The sequence below is a fragment of the Nocardia sp. PLKS1-43 genome, from assembly GCF_059510335.1.
This window is the reverse complement of the sequence record NZ_JCAJZQ010000004.1, coordinates 195269-209617: the sequence shown is the minus strand read 5'-3', so window position 1 is coordinate 209617 and position 14349 is coordinate 195269. Positions and strand designations below refer to the sequence as shown.

General features: G+C 68.8%; 11 protein-coding genes, 1 pseudogene and 1 riboswitch. Of the genes and pseudogenes, 6 read left to right on the top strand and 6 right to left on the bottom strand.

Annotated features, from left to right (window positions below):
• Nucleotides 1–18: 18 nt before the first annotated feature.
• Nucleotides 19–1158: a 1-deoxy-D-xylulose-5-phosphate reductoisomerase gene (dxr, locus tag AC5WS7_RS16500; RefSeq protein ID WP_495955373.1), complete on the bottom strand. Its 1140-nt coding sequence runs from the start codon at nt 1156–1158 to the stop codon at nt 19–21.
• A 116-nt stretch (nt 1159–1274) separates the two neighbouring features.
• Between dxr and AC5WS7_RS16495 the strand changes: the two genes are divergently transcribed.
• On the top strand, nt 1275–1553 hold the full coding sequence (locus AC5WS7_RS16495) for a DUF2631 domain-containing protein (RefSeq protein WP_495955372.1): 279 nt from the start codon (nt 1275–1277) through the stop codon (nt 1551–1553).
• Between the two features lie 85 nt (nt 1554–1638).
• Here the strand turns inward: AC5WS7_RS16495 and AC5WS7_RS16490 are convergent, their stop codons facing one another.
• Together AC5WS7_RS16490 and AC5WS7_RS16485 are read right to left on the bottom strand one after the other, a co-directional pair.
• Nucleotides 1639–2406: a LysR family substrate-binding domain-containing protein gene (locus AC5WS7_RS16490; protein WP_495955371.1), complete on the bottom strand. Its 768-nt coding sequence runs from the start codon at nt 2404–2406 to the stop codon at nt 1639–1641.
• Nucleotides 2407–2457: 51 nt separating this feature from the next.
• Nucleotides 2458–3480, bottom strand: a complete 1023-nt coding sequence (locus AC5WS7_RS16485) for an NAD(P)/FAD-dependent oxidoreductase (RefSeq protein WP_495955370.1) — start codon at nt 3478–3480, stop codon at nt 2458–2460.
• Nucleotides 3481–3675: 195 nt separating this feature from the next.
• Here AC5WS7_RS16485 and curA point away from each other — a divergent pair, with 195 nt between their 5' ends.
• From curA to efeB, 4 genes are all read left to right on the top strand, one after another.
• Nucleotides 3676–4692 (top strand): NADPH-dependent curcumin/dihydrocurcumin reductase, encoded by a 1017-nt coding sequence (gene curA / locus AC5WS7_RS16480; protein ID WP_495955369.1) that lies wholly within the window; start codon nt 3676–3678, stop codon nt 4690–4692.
• Nucleotides 4693–4821: 129 nt separating this feature from the next.
• Nucleotides 4822–5022 (top strand): hypothetical protein, encoded by a 201-nt coding sequence (locus tag AC5WS7_RS16475; RefSeq protein WP_495955368.1) that lies wholly within the window; start codon nt 4822–4824, stop codon nt 5020–5022.
• A gap of 385 nt (nt 5023–5407) precedes the next feature.
• Entirely contained in the window at nt 5408–7492 is a 2085-nt protein-coding gene (gene efeU, locus AC5WS7_RS16470) for an iron uptake transporter permease EfeU (protein WP_495955367.1), read from the top strand.
• A gap of 47 nt (nt 7493–7539) precedes the next feature.
• Nucleotides 7540–8775, top strand: coding sequence for an iron uptake transporter deferrochelatase/peroxidase subunit (efeB, locus tag AC5WS7_RS16465; RefSeq protein ID WP_495955366.1), 1236 nt, complete (start codon nt 7540–7542; stop codon nt 8773–8775).
• A 43-nt stretch (nt 8776–8818) separates the two neighbouring features.
• Here the strand turns inward: efeB and AC5WS7_RS16460 are convergent, their stop codons facing one another.
• Complete coding sequence (locus AC5WS7_RS16460; RefSeq protein WP_495955365.1) at nt 8819–9337, bottom strand: sigma-70 family RNA polymerase sigma factor; 519 nt, start codon at nt 9335–9337, stop codon at nt 8819–8821.
• A gap of 499 nt (nt 9338–9836) precedes the next feature.
• Nucleotides 9837–10066, top strand: a riboswitch (cobalamin riboswitch).
• A 132-nt stretch (nt 10067–10198) separates the two neighbouring features.
• On the opposite strand from AC5WS7_RS16460, the gene metE reads away from it, so the two are divergent.
• Nucleotides 10199–12469 (top strand): 5-methyltetrahydropteroyltriglutamate--homocysteine S-methyltransferase, encoded by a 2271-nt coding sequence (metE, locus tag AC5WS7_RS16455; protein WP_495955364.1) that lies wholly within the window; start codon nt 10199–10201, stop codon nt 12467–12469.
• 100 nt (nt 12470–12569) lie between these two features.
• Here the strand turns inward: metE and AC5WS7_RS16450 are convergent, their stop codons facing one another.
• Both AC5WS7_RS16450 and sthA read right to left on the bottom strand, forming a co-directional pair.
• Nucleotides 12570–12866, bottom strand: coding sequence for a hypothetical protein (locus AC5WS7_RS16450; protein ID WP_495955363.1), 297 nt, complete (start codon nt 12864–12866; stop codon nt 12570–12572).
• Between the two features lie 64 nt (nt 12867–12930).
• A pseudogene (gene sthA, locus AC5WS7_RS16445) lies at nt 12931–14330 on the bottom strand (Si-specific NAD(P)(+) transhydrogenase).
• Nucleotides 14331–14349 lie beyond the last annotated feature (19 nt).

Sequence of the window (14349 nt, the reverse complement as noted above, 5' to 3'; positions counted from 1 at the left end):
GTGTCGAACCCTCCTGCGTCAGTTGCCTACGTACGTGCGCGCACGCTGTCTCGCCCACGCGTCCGCCGCGAGCACCTCGTCCAAGGTACTGGGTTCCGCGCGCCACTGGTCGGCCGACTCGACCACAGCCGCGACCGTGCGCACGATACCCGGGAAGCCGATCCGCCCGTCGAGGAATGCCTGCACGGCGATCTCGTTGGCCGCATTGTAGGTCGCGGTCACCGTTCCCCCCGCCTGACCTGCCTGCCTGGCGAGTTCGACCGCCGGGAACACCGCGGTATCGACGGGCTCGAACTCCCAGGTGTGCGACCGCGTGAAATCCAGTGGCACGAGGACGCCGGGCACCCGGTCCGGCCAGCCCAGGGCCAGCGCGATCGGCAGTTTCATATCCGGCGGGCTGGCCTGGGCGATCGTCGAGCCGTCGGCGAAGGTGACCATGGAGTGCACGATCGACTGCGGGTGCACGGTCACATCGATGCGGTCGTACGGGATGCCGAACAGCATGTGCGCCTCGATCAGCTCGAGCCCCTTGTTGACCAGGGTGGCCGAGTTGAGGGTGTTCATCAGGCCCATCGACCAGGTCGGATGTGCCTTGGCCTCGTCCGGGTTCACCGATTCGAGCATCTCGGCGGTCCAGCCGCGGAACGGGCCGCCCGAGGCGGTGAGCACGAACCTGTCCACCTCCTGCGCACGTCCGCCGCGCAGGCATTGCGCCATCGCCGAATGCTCCGAGTCCACCGGGACGATCTGGCCTGGTTTGGCCGCCCGAGTCACCAGCGAACCGCCCGCGACCAGCGATTCCTTATTCGCCAGCGCCAGGCGGCGGCCCGATTCCAGGGTGGCCAGGGTCGGTTCGAGTCCGAGCGAGCCGACCAGGGCGTTGAGCACGACGTCGGCCTCGGTCCGGCGCACCAGCTCGGTGACCGCGTCCGGACCGGCAAGGGCCACACCGAGTTTCGCGGCGGCGGCCGGATCGGCGACGGCGACCTCGGTGGTGCCGGTGGCCCGGATCTGCTGCGCCAGCAGGTCGGTGTTGCCGCCCCGTGCGGCCAGTCCGACCACCTGGAACCGGTCCGGGTTCTCGGCGATCACCTCGAGCGCTTGCGTACCAATGGAACCGGTGCTGCCCAGGAGCAGGACTCTCACTATGTCGGACACCACTTCATTGTTCCGCACAATGGAAGCTGACACCCGCTCACCCCACTGGCTACGACGGGCAGTCGTATGTCACGATGATGACCGACAGTTCTACCTGTAACCGATGGGAGCGAGCAGTGGCCGGCAAGGAAATGGAGCACGCCGAGAACAGCGGCGTCGTCACCAAGGTCGACCCCGCCGAGGTTCCCTCCGCCGCCTTCGGCTGGAGCGGTGAATCCCGGACGACCTTCAAGGTCGCGGGCGTCGTCGTGGCCCTGATCCTGCTCGCCATGCTGTACGAGAACCAGCAGGGGGCGTCCACCGGCTGGACCGGTTACATCTACCTGATCCTGTTCGCCGCGACCATCCTCGGCATTCTGGTCCGCGACACGGTCCTGAAGAACAAGCCCAAGTAGAACTTGGGTCGAGCGGCCGCCCGGAGCCCCGCACGGGGCATGACGAGGAATCCTCGCCGGGCGGTTTTCTGTTGTCCGAGAACGGTTATCGACCACGCCGACCGCGAGCGTCGCGCTGCCCCGCCCTGCTCGACCGTGTGCCCTTCGCTTTCGCGCCGCCGGTCTTCGCGCCACCCGATCCGGTGCGGGCCCTACCGCTCGCTGTGCCGCCGCCCGAACGCGCTCGCCCGGACCGCGCTCCCCTGTCGTCGGCCGTGCCGGTCCTGCTCCCGCGCTCCGGCGACGCGTCCTGCTGGCTGCCGCGCGTGCTGCGAGCGGTGCGGCCGCGGACGACGCCGATGAAATCCTCCACCGCCGGATTGTCCTGGTCGATCGGCCAGGCCAGGGCGATCTCGGTCGGGGGCAGGTCGGTGACGGTGCGGTAGACGAGATCCTTGCGGTGGTGCAGGCGGGCCAGGGAATGCGGCATGATCGCCGCGCCGCCCACCGCCGCGACGAGTTCGACCGTGCCGGACAGGGCGTCCAGGTCGTCGGTGTCCTGCATGCGCTCGTCGGTGAGGTCGGTGGTGGCGACCTCCTCGAACAGCGCGATCGGATGGTCCTTCGGCACCACCACGACCGGCAACTCCCGGTACAGCGGAATCGCGTGCAGCCCCTCACGGTCGATGGGCAGGCGGACGAAACACATGTCTACCTCCCCGTCCCGCAGCGCGGACTCCTGCCGCGCCTGCGAGACGCCGACCACGGCGAGCGAATCGTCCGCGAACCGCTCCGCCCAGATCCTGGCCCACTTGGCGACCGTCACGCCCGGCACATATCCGACGCGCAGCGCATCAGGAGCACACTCGTTCACCCGACCAAGGGTATCGGGCGATGACGCCACCGATGCGCCGCTGTCCGCGCACTAGAGTCCGCGCCCCGACTCGCCGCCCGCCACGGCCGCGACCTCGGCCTCCATCGCCGCCGAGAACGGCGATTCGTAGGCGGCCACGGCCAGTTCGGTCTCCTCGAGGATGAGATCGGCGTTGATCTGCGCGCCTGCCATGGCTCCGGCCGCGGCGGCCGCACCGACCTGCGCGAAGGGGTCGGTGACGTTGCCCGCCAACCACACTCCCGCGACCTCGGACCGTCCGACCGGATCGGACGGGACGTAATCGCCTGCGCCGCTGGGATGCTCGATCGGGTGCAGGCCGATGCCGGTGAGGAATCCGGCGCGGGCGGCCATCCGCGAGGCGACTGCCAGCGCGGTTCGCGGGACGAGTGTGCCGTCGGCCAGGCGCACACCGGTGATGTGCTCTTCGGTGACCTCCACCGCGGCCACCTGCCCCTCCACCACCCGGATGCCGCGGGCGGCGAGCTGTACCGCCTGCTCGGCGGACAACGCGGGTGCGGTGTGCGCGAAGTAGACGACGTCATCGCTGAGCTGCCGGAACATCTGCGCCTGATGGATCGACATGGGTCCGGTGCCGAGCACGCCGATGGCCCGGTCGCGGATCTCCCAGCCGTGGCAGTACGGGCAGTGCACCACATCGCGTCCCCACTGCTCGCGCAGTCCGGGAATATCGGGCAGCTCATCGACCACACCGGTCGTGACCAGCAGCCGGCGCGCCCGCACCGACCTGCCGTCACCGAGCCGCACCTCGAATCCCGCAGCGTCCCGCGCGATTTCGGCGACCTCGCCGGTCACCACCACTCCGCCGTAGCCGGCGACCTCGGCGCGACCTCGGGCCAGCAGTTCGCCGGGCGGCATGCCCTCGCGCGCCAGCAGCCCGTGCACCCCGTCGGCGGGTGCGTTGCGCGGCGCGCCCGAATCGATCACCGCCACCGATCGCCGCGATCGGCCCAGCATCAGCGCCCCGTTCAGCCCGGCCGCACCGCCACCCACCACGACCACGTCGTAGCCGTCCTGCAATTGTCCGGTCACCATGACCACCTCCTCGACACACCACCCTCCGGCTCGTATCCACTTTCGGCAAGTAATTTTGCTGAATCAGCAAACAGTCGCTGGACTCGTCGTCGCGCACGTCGGCTGCCCCACGCAGCGGGTCCGCGCCGACGCCGCGGCGATACGTGGGAGACTCGTCCGCGTACCGATTCCGACTCACCGGAGGTGGCAGCACCGATGAAGAGCACCCGGATCGTCCTGGCCTCACGCCCGGTCGGCATGCCCGAACCCGAGAATTTCCGGACCGAAACCGTCGAGCTGCCCGAACCCGATTCGGGTCAGGCTCTGCTGGAAACGCTCTACCTCTCGCTCGACCCGTACATGCGCGGACGGATGAGCGATGCGCCGTCCTACGCGCCCCCGGTGCAGCTCGGCCAGACCATGGTCGGCGCAACGGTCTCGCGCGTCCTCGAATCCCGTGATGCCGCAGCGCGTTCCGGTGACATCGTACTGGGTTACGGTGGCTGGCAGACGCATTCGGTGGAGCCGGTGCGGTATCTGCGCCGGCTCGACCCGGACGCGGCGCCGGTGAGCACCGCGCTGGGCGTACTCGGAATGCCCGGATTCACCGCTTATTCCGGGCTGCTCACCATCGGCCGTCCGCAGCCCGGTGAGACGGTGGTCGTCGCGGCGGCCACCGGACCGGTCGGCTCCGCGGTCGGGCAGATCGCGAAGATCCACGGCGCCCGCGCGGTCGGCATCGCCGGTGGTCCGCAGAAGGTCGCGCTGCTGCGCGAACGCCTCGGATTCGACGCCGCGATCGACCATCGCGCACCGGATTTCGCCGACCAGCTCGCCGCCGCGGTGCCGGACGGCATCGACGTCTACTTCGAGAACGTCGGTGGCGCGGTCTTCGACGCGGTGTTCCCGCGGCTCAACTCGTTCGCCCGAATCCCGGTGTGCGGCTTGGTCGCCGATTACAACGCGACCGACCTGCCCGAGGGGCCGGACCGGCTCGGGCTGCTCATGTCGGTGGTGCTGCGCAAGAGCCTGACCATCCGCGGCTTCATCCAGACCGAATTCGCCGGTGAGCAGATGCCCGCCTTCCTCGAGCAGATGCCGCAGTGGATCGCCCAGGACCGGGTCCGCTACCTGGAGGACGTGGTCGAGGGGTTCGACGGCACGATCGAGGCGTTCCGCGGCCTGCTGGTCGGCAAGAACCTCGGCAAACTCGTTGTGCACGTAGCAGACTGAGGGCTCGGGCTGCGGGCCGCGCGCCGACCGGCCGGCCGGCCGCGGGCCGCTGTGCCGAATTCGGGCGGCAATTTACTTCCGGATGTGAAACATGTGTCGCAGCACGGCGATACCTGTCATGTGAGCACCATGTCATTGCCCCTCGCGCCGGCCGAACGGCGCGCTGCGGTGCGACGGCTCGTCGCCATCTTCGGCTCGATGAACGATCTGATCGATCTGCTGGACGTCGATCCCCGTGACCCCGCCCTGGCCCGAGCCCGCGCCACTCGCGACCTGGTCGGCGAACTCGTCGTCGATCTGGCCGGTACCGCGACCCGCCGACCGGCCTGATCGCCGTACCGATCGGTCGCGATCCTGTTCTGCGGCACCCGCGCCCCGGAGCACGGACCCCTCGCCGGATCAGCCGCAATGTCGCACCGGACGAGTCCCCCACACGGGATCAGCCACACGCACACCCGACAAGTCCCCCACACGGGATCAGCCCCGCGCACACCCGACGAGTCCCCCACACGAGATCAGCCACACGCACACCCGGCGAGTCCGACCCGACATTCGCACGTGATCGGCTGCCGGAGGCATCGCGTTCGGCGAGCCGCCGGATACCCTGCCGTAAGAGTCCGCTGCACAGACTTCTCCGCCTCGGCGATCAGGCAATTCGCAAATTCGGTGACGAATGATTGGACCTGGCATATAGGTATGCCTTACCTTTGGCAGGGTGAACTGGGCTGAGGCTGTACCGAACCTGCTGATCTGCCTTCGGGAAGGTCTCGAGGCCGGTCTCGTCGTGACCATCCTCCTGGCCGCGGTGCGCAAGGCGGCAACCGCCGAGCGTCCGGTCTCCACCGCACCGATCTGGCTCGGCCTGCTCGGCGCGATCTCGGTGGCGGGCAGTTTCGCGGCCGTGCTGACCTACTCGACCAGCGTGCTGTCCAGTTCGGCGCAGCAAGCGGTCGGCGGCGTCCTGAGCGTGCTCGCCGTGATCATGGTGACCGCGATGATCTTCTGGATGCGGCGCACGGCGGCGACGCTGTCCAAACAGCTGCGCGGCGAGGTCGTGCGCGCCGCCGCCCTGGGCGCGGGCGCGCTGGCGCTGACCGGATTCCTCGCGGTAGGCCGTGAGGGGCTGGAGACCACGCTGTTCGTCTGGACCGCCGTCAAGGCGTCCGGCGCCACGGTGGCACCGCTGATCGGCGCGGCGCTCGGCCTGATCATCGCCGTCGCACTGTGCTGGCTGCTGTACCGGCAGAGCGTGCGGTTCAACCTCGGGGTGTTCTTCAACCGGACCGCGGTGCTGCTGATCGTCATCGCGGCCGGTGTGCTCGCATACGGTCTGGGCGATCTGCAGGACGCGGGATGGCTGCCCGGCGGGAACTGGATCGCCTTCGATATCAGCGCGCACGCGGACCCGAACTCGTGGTGGGTCGCGGTCATCTCCGGCATCACCGAACTCACGCCCAAGATGCGGGTGCTGCAGGTCGTCGCGTGGGTGGTGTATCTGGCGGTGGTGATCCCGCTGTTCGTGCGGGCCGGCCGCCCGGCCGCGGCAGCTGCCGCCGAGACCGCAACCGCCGCAACCGCTTCGGCCACGCAGGACGCCGAGCCCGCCCCCGACTGGTGGGAGCGGGTGGCCGGACCACGCCTGCCGCTCGTCGCCGCCGCACTGGTCCTGGTCCCGGTCGTGGCCGCGGGCATCGCGATCGCACTGCTGCCCTCCAGCAGCAACGGCTCGGTCCAGGCGGTGTCGATCAGCGACGGCTCGTGCGCACCCGAGTGGAAGTCCGGCAAGTCCGGCACGCAGACCTTCGCGATCCAGAACAAGACGAGCAAGGCGGGCGAGATCAACCTGCTCGACGCGGGCGGCGCGATCGTCGGCGAGATCGAGACCATCGGCCCGGCCACCACCGCGGATATGACCGCGACGCTGGGCAACGGCAGCTACACCATCACCTGCCTGATGTCCGGCAAGCCCAGGACCACCTCGCCGACGGTGCACGTCAGCGGCGCGTCCGGCACTACTCCGCCCGCGATCCAGCCGGTCGCCGCGCAGGACCTGGCCCCGGCCAACGACGCCTACCAGGCTTATACCGATCAGGCATTGAGCAGGCTCGCGGGCGCGGTCACCGCGATCGGCAACGATGTGCAGGCCGGCAACATCGCTGCCGCGCAAGCCGATTGGCTCACCGCGCAGATGGAATGGGAACGTGTCGGCGCGTCCTACAACAGCTTCGGCGATGCGGGGACGGCTGTGGACGGGTTGCCCAACGGCCTGCCCGGCGGCCCCGCCGACGAGGGTTTCACCGGCCTGCACCGGATCGAGTACGGCCTGTGGCACGGTCAGGGCCCCGATCAGCTGATGCCGGTGATCGGCCGGCTCGGCGGCGATATCGCCGCCATCCAGAAGAATCTGAGCAGCGACGATCTCGCGGGCGATCCGACGAAACTGCCGATCCGCGCGCACGAGATCCTCGAGGACGCGCTGCGCGATCACCTGTCCGGCATCGACGATCAGGGGTCCGGCGCGGCCTATCCGCTGACCGACGCCGATATCGACGTCACCCGCACGGTGCTCGACGAACTCGGCCCGCTGCTGGATGCCCGCGCCCCCGGCCTGCGCACCGAGTTGACCGCCCACCTGGACACCCTGCACGCCGCCCTGCTGGCCACCCAGGACAACGGCCGGTGGCGTGCGCCCGCGCAGACTCCGCAGGCGCAGCAGCAGGCCGTACGCTCCGCGCTCGGCGCCGCGCTGGAAGACCTCGCCCGGGTGCCGCGATTGCTCGAAGTTCCACTCGCGCACTGAACTCCGGCCCCAGACCTCAACCCCGACACAGTAAGTAGGACCTCACGATGGATGTCAGTCGCCGCCGATTCTTCTCGGGCGCTGTCGCGGGTGCGGCCGGGACCGCGCTGACCGCCGGAGTGCTCGCCGAGGGCGCCCGCGTGGACGCCGCCGCGGCCGGCACCGGGCAGAGCGCGATGGCGTCGTCGTATCCGTTCCACGGCGCTCATCAGGCCGGAATTCTGACCCCGGGCCCCGCGAGCAAGCAGAACGCCGCCTGTTTCGCCGCATTCGACGTCACCGTCGCGAACAAGGCCGAGTTGGTCGATCTGTTCAAGACGCTCACCGGCCGTGCGCGCTTCCTGACCGCAGGCGGCGCCGCCCCGGATCTCGGTGTGGGACAACCACCTTCGGACAGTGCGGTGCTGGGCGCCGACATCCCCGCCGACGGCCTGACCGTCACCACCGGCGTCGGCGCGAGCCTGTTCGACGACCGGTTCGGGCTGGCGAAACTCAAGCCCGCCAAGCTGACCCCGATGCGCACCTTCCCCAACGACGCCCCCGAACCGGCGTGGACGCACGGCGATCTGCTGGTGCAGCTGTGCGCGAATCATCCCGATACGGTCCACCACACGATCCGCGACATCACCCGGCACACGCGCGGCGCGCTCCAGTTGCGCTGGAAGATCGAGGGCTACAACTCCCCGCCGCGCCCGTCCGGCACCGGCCGAAACCTGCTGGGATTCAAGGACGGCACCGCCAATCCGACCGGTTCGGACGCCGAATCGCTGATCTGGACCGACGCCGCGGACGAACCTGCCTGGACCCGCGGGGGCACCTACCACGTGGTGCGGCTGATCCGCATGCTGGTGGAGTTCTGGGACCGCGTCTCGATCACCGAACAGGAGAACATGTTCGGCCGCCGCCGCGATTCGGGCGCTCCGCTGGACGGCAACCAGGAGTTCGACACCCCGAACTACGCCGCGGACCCCAAGGGTTCGGTCATCCCGTTGGATTCGCATATCCGCCTTGCCAATCCGCGCACCCCCGACACCGCGCGCCAGCAGTTGATCCGCCGGTCCTACAACTACGACCTCGGCGTGGACCCGAACGGCAACCTCGCGACGGGCCACATCTTCTCCTGCTATCAGCAGGATGTGAAACGCCAGTTCGAGGCCATCCAGACCCGCCTGATCGACGAACCGCTGACCGACTACGTGCAGCCGTTCGGTGGCGGCTACTTCTTCGCGCTGCCGGGCGTCGCGGACAAGAACGACTGGTACGGCCACGGGATGCTCGCCTGACCACACCCGTGCGCGCCTGGGAACGGCCCGAAACCGGTGCCGCTCAGCACGTTTCGTCCGCGAGGCGGACCGCCGGATTCCGCAGGCCGTCACGGATGCGGGATTTCACCGTGGCCAGCGGTTTTCTCAGCCGCTCGGCAACCTCTGGGTAGCTGAGTCCGCCGTAGTAGGCGAGCACGATAGTCTCGCGCTGCAACGGCGTCAGCTCGCGCAAACCGTGCACCACCGCCCGTTCGTCCATCGTCTGCTCGACCGTTTCGGCGACCGCGTCGTGGTCTTGGGGACGATTGAGCCTGCCGAAATCCGCGTCGCGGCCGATGCCGGAGGACTCGGCGCGGATCCGGTCGACCGAGCGGCGATGGGTCAGCGTCCTGAGCCAGTTCAACGGGGTGGAGAGCCGTTCGTCGTAGCGTCCTGCGTGCAGCCACACCTGCAGGTACACCTCCTGGGCGATCTCCTCGGCCAGCGCGCGGTTGTGCAGTAACCGCAGCGCGTGCCCGAACGCTCGATGGCTGGTCTGCCGGTACAACGCCGTGAACGCCGCACGGTCGCCGCCGCTCACGGCGTGTAGCAGTTCGGCCAGGCGACGCCGCTCGATGTCCTGTTTCCGGCCGGGCGGCGCCGGGGACCGGTTCGAGGACGGACTCGTCGATGGTTCGCGCTCGCGAACCGGAGGGCGGATTCTCTGTTCTCATAACGCTCGCACCACAGCAATCCTCCGAACAGCATCGGAACGAATCGGGTATTCGCAATACCGGCCGCATGGCTTCACGGCCGATCGGACTTGAAAGGCTTGCGCCGCAACACCTCTTGTCGAAGCTGGAGCCCGGGTCGCATCTCGGTACTGTCCGGGCTCTACCCGCCCACGCCCGTTTCACTCGCACGATCATCGGCAGGCGAGGACGAGCGATATGCCGCGCGCAGATGTCCGGCGGCCGCGACGGCCGCGATCCGTGTGTGCCGACCGAGCCGCACGTCCGCGGGCGCCGACATCGTATGCTGGAGCGTGCAGCTGGTTCGCCGTGGTGAAGCTGAGGAGCCCCGAACTCACCCTCCGGCGTCGAAGCCCGGCCGCCGACGGTTTCGTGCCCCGGCCCGGGTGAGAGGGAACCCGGTGGGAATCCGGGACTGTCCCGCAGCGGTGAACGGGAACGACCGCCGTCCCGAGCACTGGGTCACGACCTGGGAAGCGACGGCCGGTAGGACCAGCCGGGCAGCACTGTCTGCCGCGGTCGATTCAGGAGAATCGGCGCCCGTGAGTCCGAAGACCTGCCGTCTGTGCCGGATACGCCGTATCCGGCGGCCGTCGCCCCGCGGAGAGGGCGTGCGCCGAGTGGAACCGGGCACGGTGTCATGCTGTGAGGGCTCCATCAGCGCACGTTCGACGGGTGGCGGTCGTCCACTGTCGAACAGGAGCACAACCGTGCCTGATACGAACACCACATTCACCGCGACGGTGCTGGGCGCGCCGCGCATCGGCCCGAACCGGGAGCTCAAGCGGGCCGTCGAAGCCTACTGGGCCGGGCGCGTCGACGCCGCCGAACTGCATCGCGTCGCTGCCGACCTGCGCACCGCGCAACTGACCGCACTGCACGCGGCCGGGCTGGATTCGGTGCCCGTGGGCACCTTCTCCTACTACGACCACGTCCTGGACACCGCGGTACTGCTGGGCGCGCTGCCCGAACGCGTTCAGGGCATCGAGGACGAGTTGGACCGGTATTTCGCGGCGGCGCGCGGCACCGACACCGTCGCCCCGCTGGAGATGACCAAGTGGTTCGACACCAACTACCACTATCTGGTGCCGGAAATCGGTGCGGCGACGCGATTCTCACTGCATCCGGACAAGCCGCTGGCCGAACTGCGCGAGGCGCGGGCGCTGGGGATCCCGGCCCGTCCGGTCGTGCTCGGCCCGATCACGTTCCTGAAGTTGGCCAAGGCGATCGACGGCACCGACCCGCTCAACAGGCTGGCGGATCTGCTTCCGCTCTACGAGCGGCTGCTCGGGTTGTTCGCCGAGGCGGGCGCGGACTGGGTTCAGGTGGACGAGCCGTCGCTGGTCACCGACCTCACCCCGGCCGAATCGGCCGCCATCGATACGGTGTACCGGCGTCTGGCCGGGACGTCCTCGCGACCGAAGATCCTGGTCGCCGGATATTTCGGCCGTCTCGGCGAAGCATTGCGGGCGCTGGCGCGCACCGGCGTGGACGCGATCGCGGTGGATCTGGTCGCCGGTGGGGATGCCGACCTGCCGGTGGCACGCACGCTGACCGAGATTCTGATCGTGGCCGGTGTGGTCGACGGACGCAATGTCTGGCGCACCGACCCGGACGCGGCTCTGGCCACGCTCGCGTGGCTTTCCGAGGGTGGCGCGAAGGTAGCGGTGTCGAGTTCGTGTTCGCTGCTGCACGTGCCGTATTCGCTCGAGCCGGAGAGCGGTCTGGAGCCGCGACTGGCGTCGTGGCTGGCGTTCGGTGCGGAGAAGGTCGCGGAGATCGTCACGCTGGCGACCGCCCTGCACGAGGGACCCGGCGCGGTGGCCGAACAGCTCGAGGTCGCCCGCACGGCGTTGCGGGATCGCCGTAGCGACCCGCGCCTGCACGTCGAGCGGGTCCGCACCCGGCTGGCCGGGCTCGACTCCACCGGCACCCGGCGCGCCCCGGCCGATCAGCGCCGCGAACTCCAGCAGGCCCGGCTGGGTCTGCCGGAGTTGCCGACCACCACGATCGGCTCGTATCCGCAGACCGGCCGGATCCGGCAGGCCCGCGCGCAGCTGCGCCGCGGGGCGATCGACGCGGCCGAGTACGCCGCCCGGATGCGCGCGGAGATCGCCGAAGTCGTTGCGCTGCAAGAGGAAATCGGCCTGGACGTACTGGTGCACGGCGAGCCCGAACGCAACGACATGGTGCAGTATTTCGCCGAGCAACTGGACGGGTTCGCCGCGACGTCCAATGGCTGGGTGCAGTCCTACGGCACCCGCTGCGTACGTCCGCCGATCATCTACGGCGATGTCGCGCGGCCCGCGGCGATGACCGTCGAGTGGATCTCGTACGCGCAGTCCCTGACCGGTAAACCGGTCAAGGGCATGCTGACCGGCCCGGTAACCATCCTGGCCTGGTCGTTCGTGCGCGACGATCAACCGGAATCCGACACCGCGCGGCAGATCGCCCTGGCCATCCGGGACGAGACGATCGATCTGGAGGCCGCGGGCACCGCGATCATCCAGGTCGACGAGCCCGCCCTGCGCGAGTTGCTCCCGCTGCGCCGGGCCGATCAGGCCGAATACCTCGCGTGGGCGGTGGCCGCGTTCCGTCTGGCGACCTCCGGCGTGGCCGATGCCACCCAGGTGCACACCCACCTGTGCTATTCGGAATTCGGCGAAATCATCGGTGCCATAGCCGAACTCGACGCCGACGTCACCTCCGTCGAGGCCGCCCGCTCACATATGGAAGTCCTGGACGACCTCAACGCCGCGGGCTTCGACCTCGGCGTGGGCCCCGGCGTCTACGATATCCACTCCCCCCGCGTCCCCACCTCGGAGGAGATCACCGAATCCCTGACCCGGGCCCTCAAAGCCGTTCCCGCCCAACGCCTCTGGGTCAACCCCGACTGCGGCCTGAAAACCCGCGCCCGCGACGAGGTCATCGCCGCGCTCCGCAACATGGTTGCCGCCGCCGCGAACCTGCGCCAGGCATGACCCACCGCCGGCCGGTGCCCCCGGCACCGGCCGGCGCACGGTTCGATTCATCTTCGGCGACCGGCCCGAATCTCCTCGCGGCGGACACTTCCGAGTGGTTTCAGTCCAGTCCCATATCCAGCTGGTTCCAACTGACGGTCACGTCGAGCGGATCGACCACATCGACGACCGCGACATCCCCGCGGGCACGCAGCGACATGTTCTCTCGAACGTAGGTGCCATCCGCGGTGAGGCGCAGCATCTCGATCGATGCCGCCGGGCCATCGTCCTGAACCATCCGCACGATCCAGTAGTAGATCTCCACGGTGCGGGCGATGTCCTCGGGCATATCCAGGTACATCGCCATGTCCACGACGGATCGTAGTACGCGGGACGACCGGTCGACGGCCTCGCCCATGCCCGCCGACCTAGCGTTCGCGCCGATGCCGGAACCTGGTCGCAACACCGAAGCGCACGAACGCTCAGTCCATGTGTTCGATCTGGCGGATCTTGTTCATGGCGTCGAGGGCGGCGACCTTGTAGGACTCGGCGAGGGTGGGGTAGTTGAAGACGGCGTCGACCAGGTAGTCGACGGTGCCGCCGCAGCCCATGACGGCCTGGCCGATGTGGACGAGTTCGGTTGCGCCGGTGCCGAATACGTGGACGCCGAGCAGTTCGCGGGTTTCGCTGCAGACCAGGAGTTTCAGCACGCCGTAGGAGTCGCCGATGATCTGGCCGCGGGCCAGTTCCCGGTAGCGCGAGACGCCGACCTCGTACGGTTTGCGGTCGGCGGTCAACTGATCCTCGGTCCGGCCGATGAAACTGATCTCCGGAATGGTGTAGATGCCGATCGGCTGCAGTGCGGACAACGCCTGCACGGGTTCGCCGCAGGCGTGATGCGCGGCCAGACGGCCCTGCTCCATGGAGGTCGCGGCCAGCGCCGGGAAGCCGATGACGTCGCCGACCGCGTAGATGTTCGGCGCCTCGGTGCGGAAGTACTCGTCCACCGAAACGCGGCCGCGCTTGTCCGCGCTCAGACCGGCCTTCTCCAGGCGCAGGGTCTCGGTCATGCCCTGCCGCCCGGCCGAATACATCACGACCTCGGCGGGAATTCGCTTGCCGCTCTCCATGATCGCGATCGCGCCGCGCGGATGCCGCTCGACCGCGGCGACCGTCTCGCGGAAGCGGAAGGTCACCGCGAGATCGCGCAGATGGTATTTCAGTGCCTCGACCACCTCGATATCGCAGAAGTCCAGCATCCGCTCGCGCGACTCCACCACCGTCACTTTGCATCCCAGCGCGGCGAACATGGAGGCGTACTCGACCCGATGACGCCCGCCCCCACCACGATCATCGACTGCGGCACCCGTTCGAGCTGCAGGATTCCGTCCGAATCGATGATGGTCTTCCCGTCGAAGTCCACCGATTCCGGACGCGCGGGCTGGGTTCCGGTGGCGATGACGATGTTCTCGGCGGTGACCCGGGTCTCCCGGCCGGTGCCGTCCATCACCTCGATCGTATGCGCGTCCAGGAACGACCCCATTCCCGGCAGCATCGTGACGTGGTTGCGGGACAACTGATTCCGGATCACATCGACCTCGCGGCCGATGACGTGCTGGGCACGGGAGAGCAGATCGGTGACGGTGATGTCCTCCTTCACCCGATAGCTCTGCCCGTACATCTCACGCTGACTCAGGCCGGTCAGGTACAGCACCGCCTCGCGCAAGGTTTTGGACGGGATCGTGCCGGTGTTGATGCACACCCCGCCGATCATGTCCCGCCGTTCCACCACGGCGGCTCGTCTACCCAGTTTCGCGGTGGCGATCGCCGCCTTCTGACCGCCGGGACCCGATCCGAGAACCAGAACGTCGTAGTCGTACATGCGGCCCAGTCTGACAGCG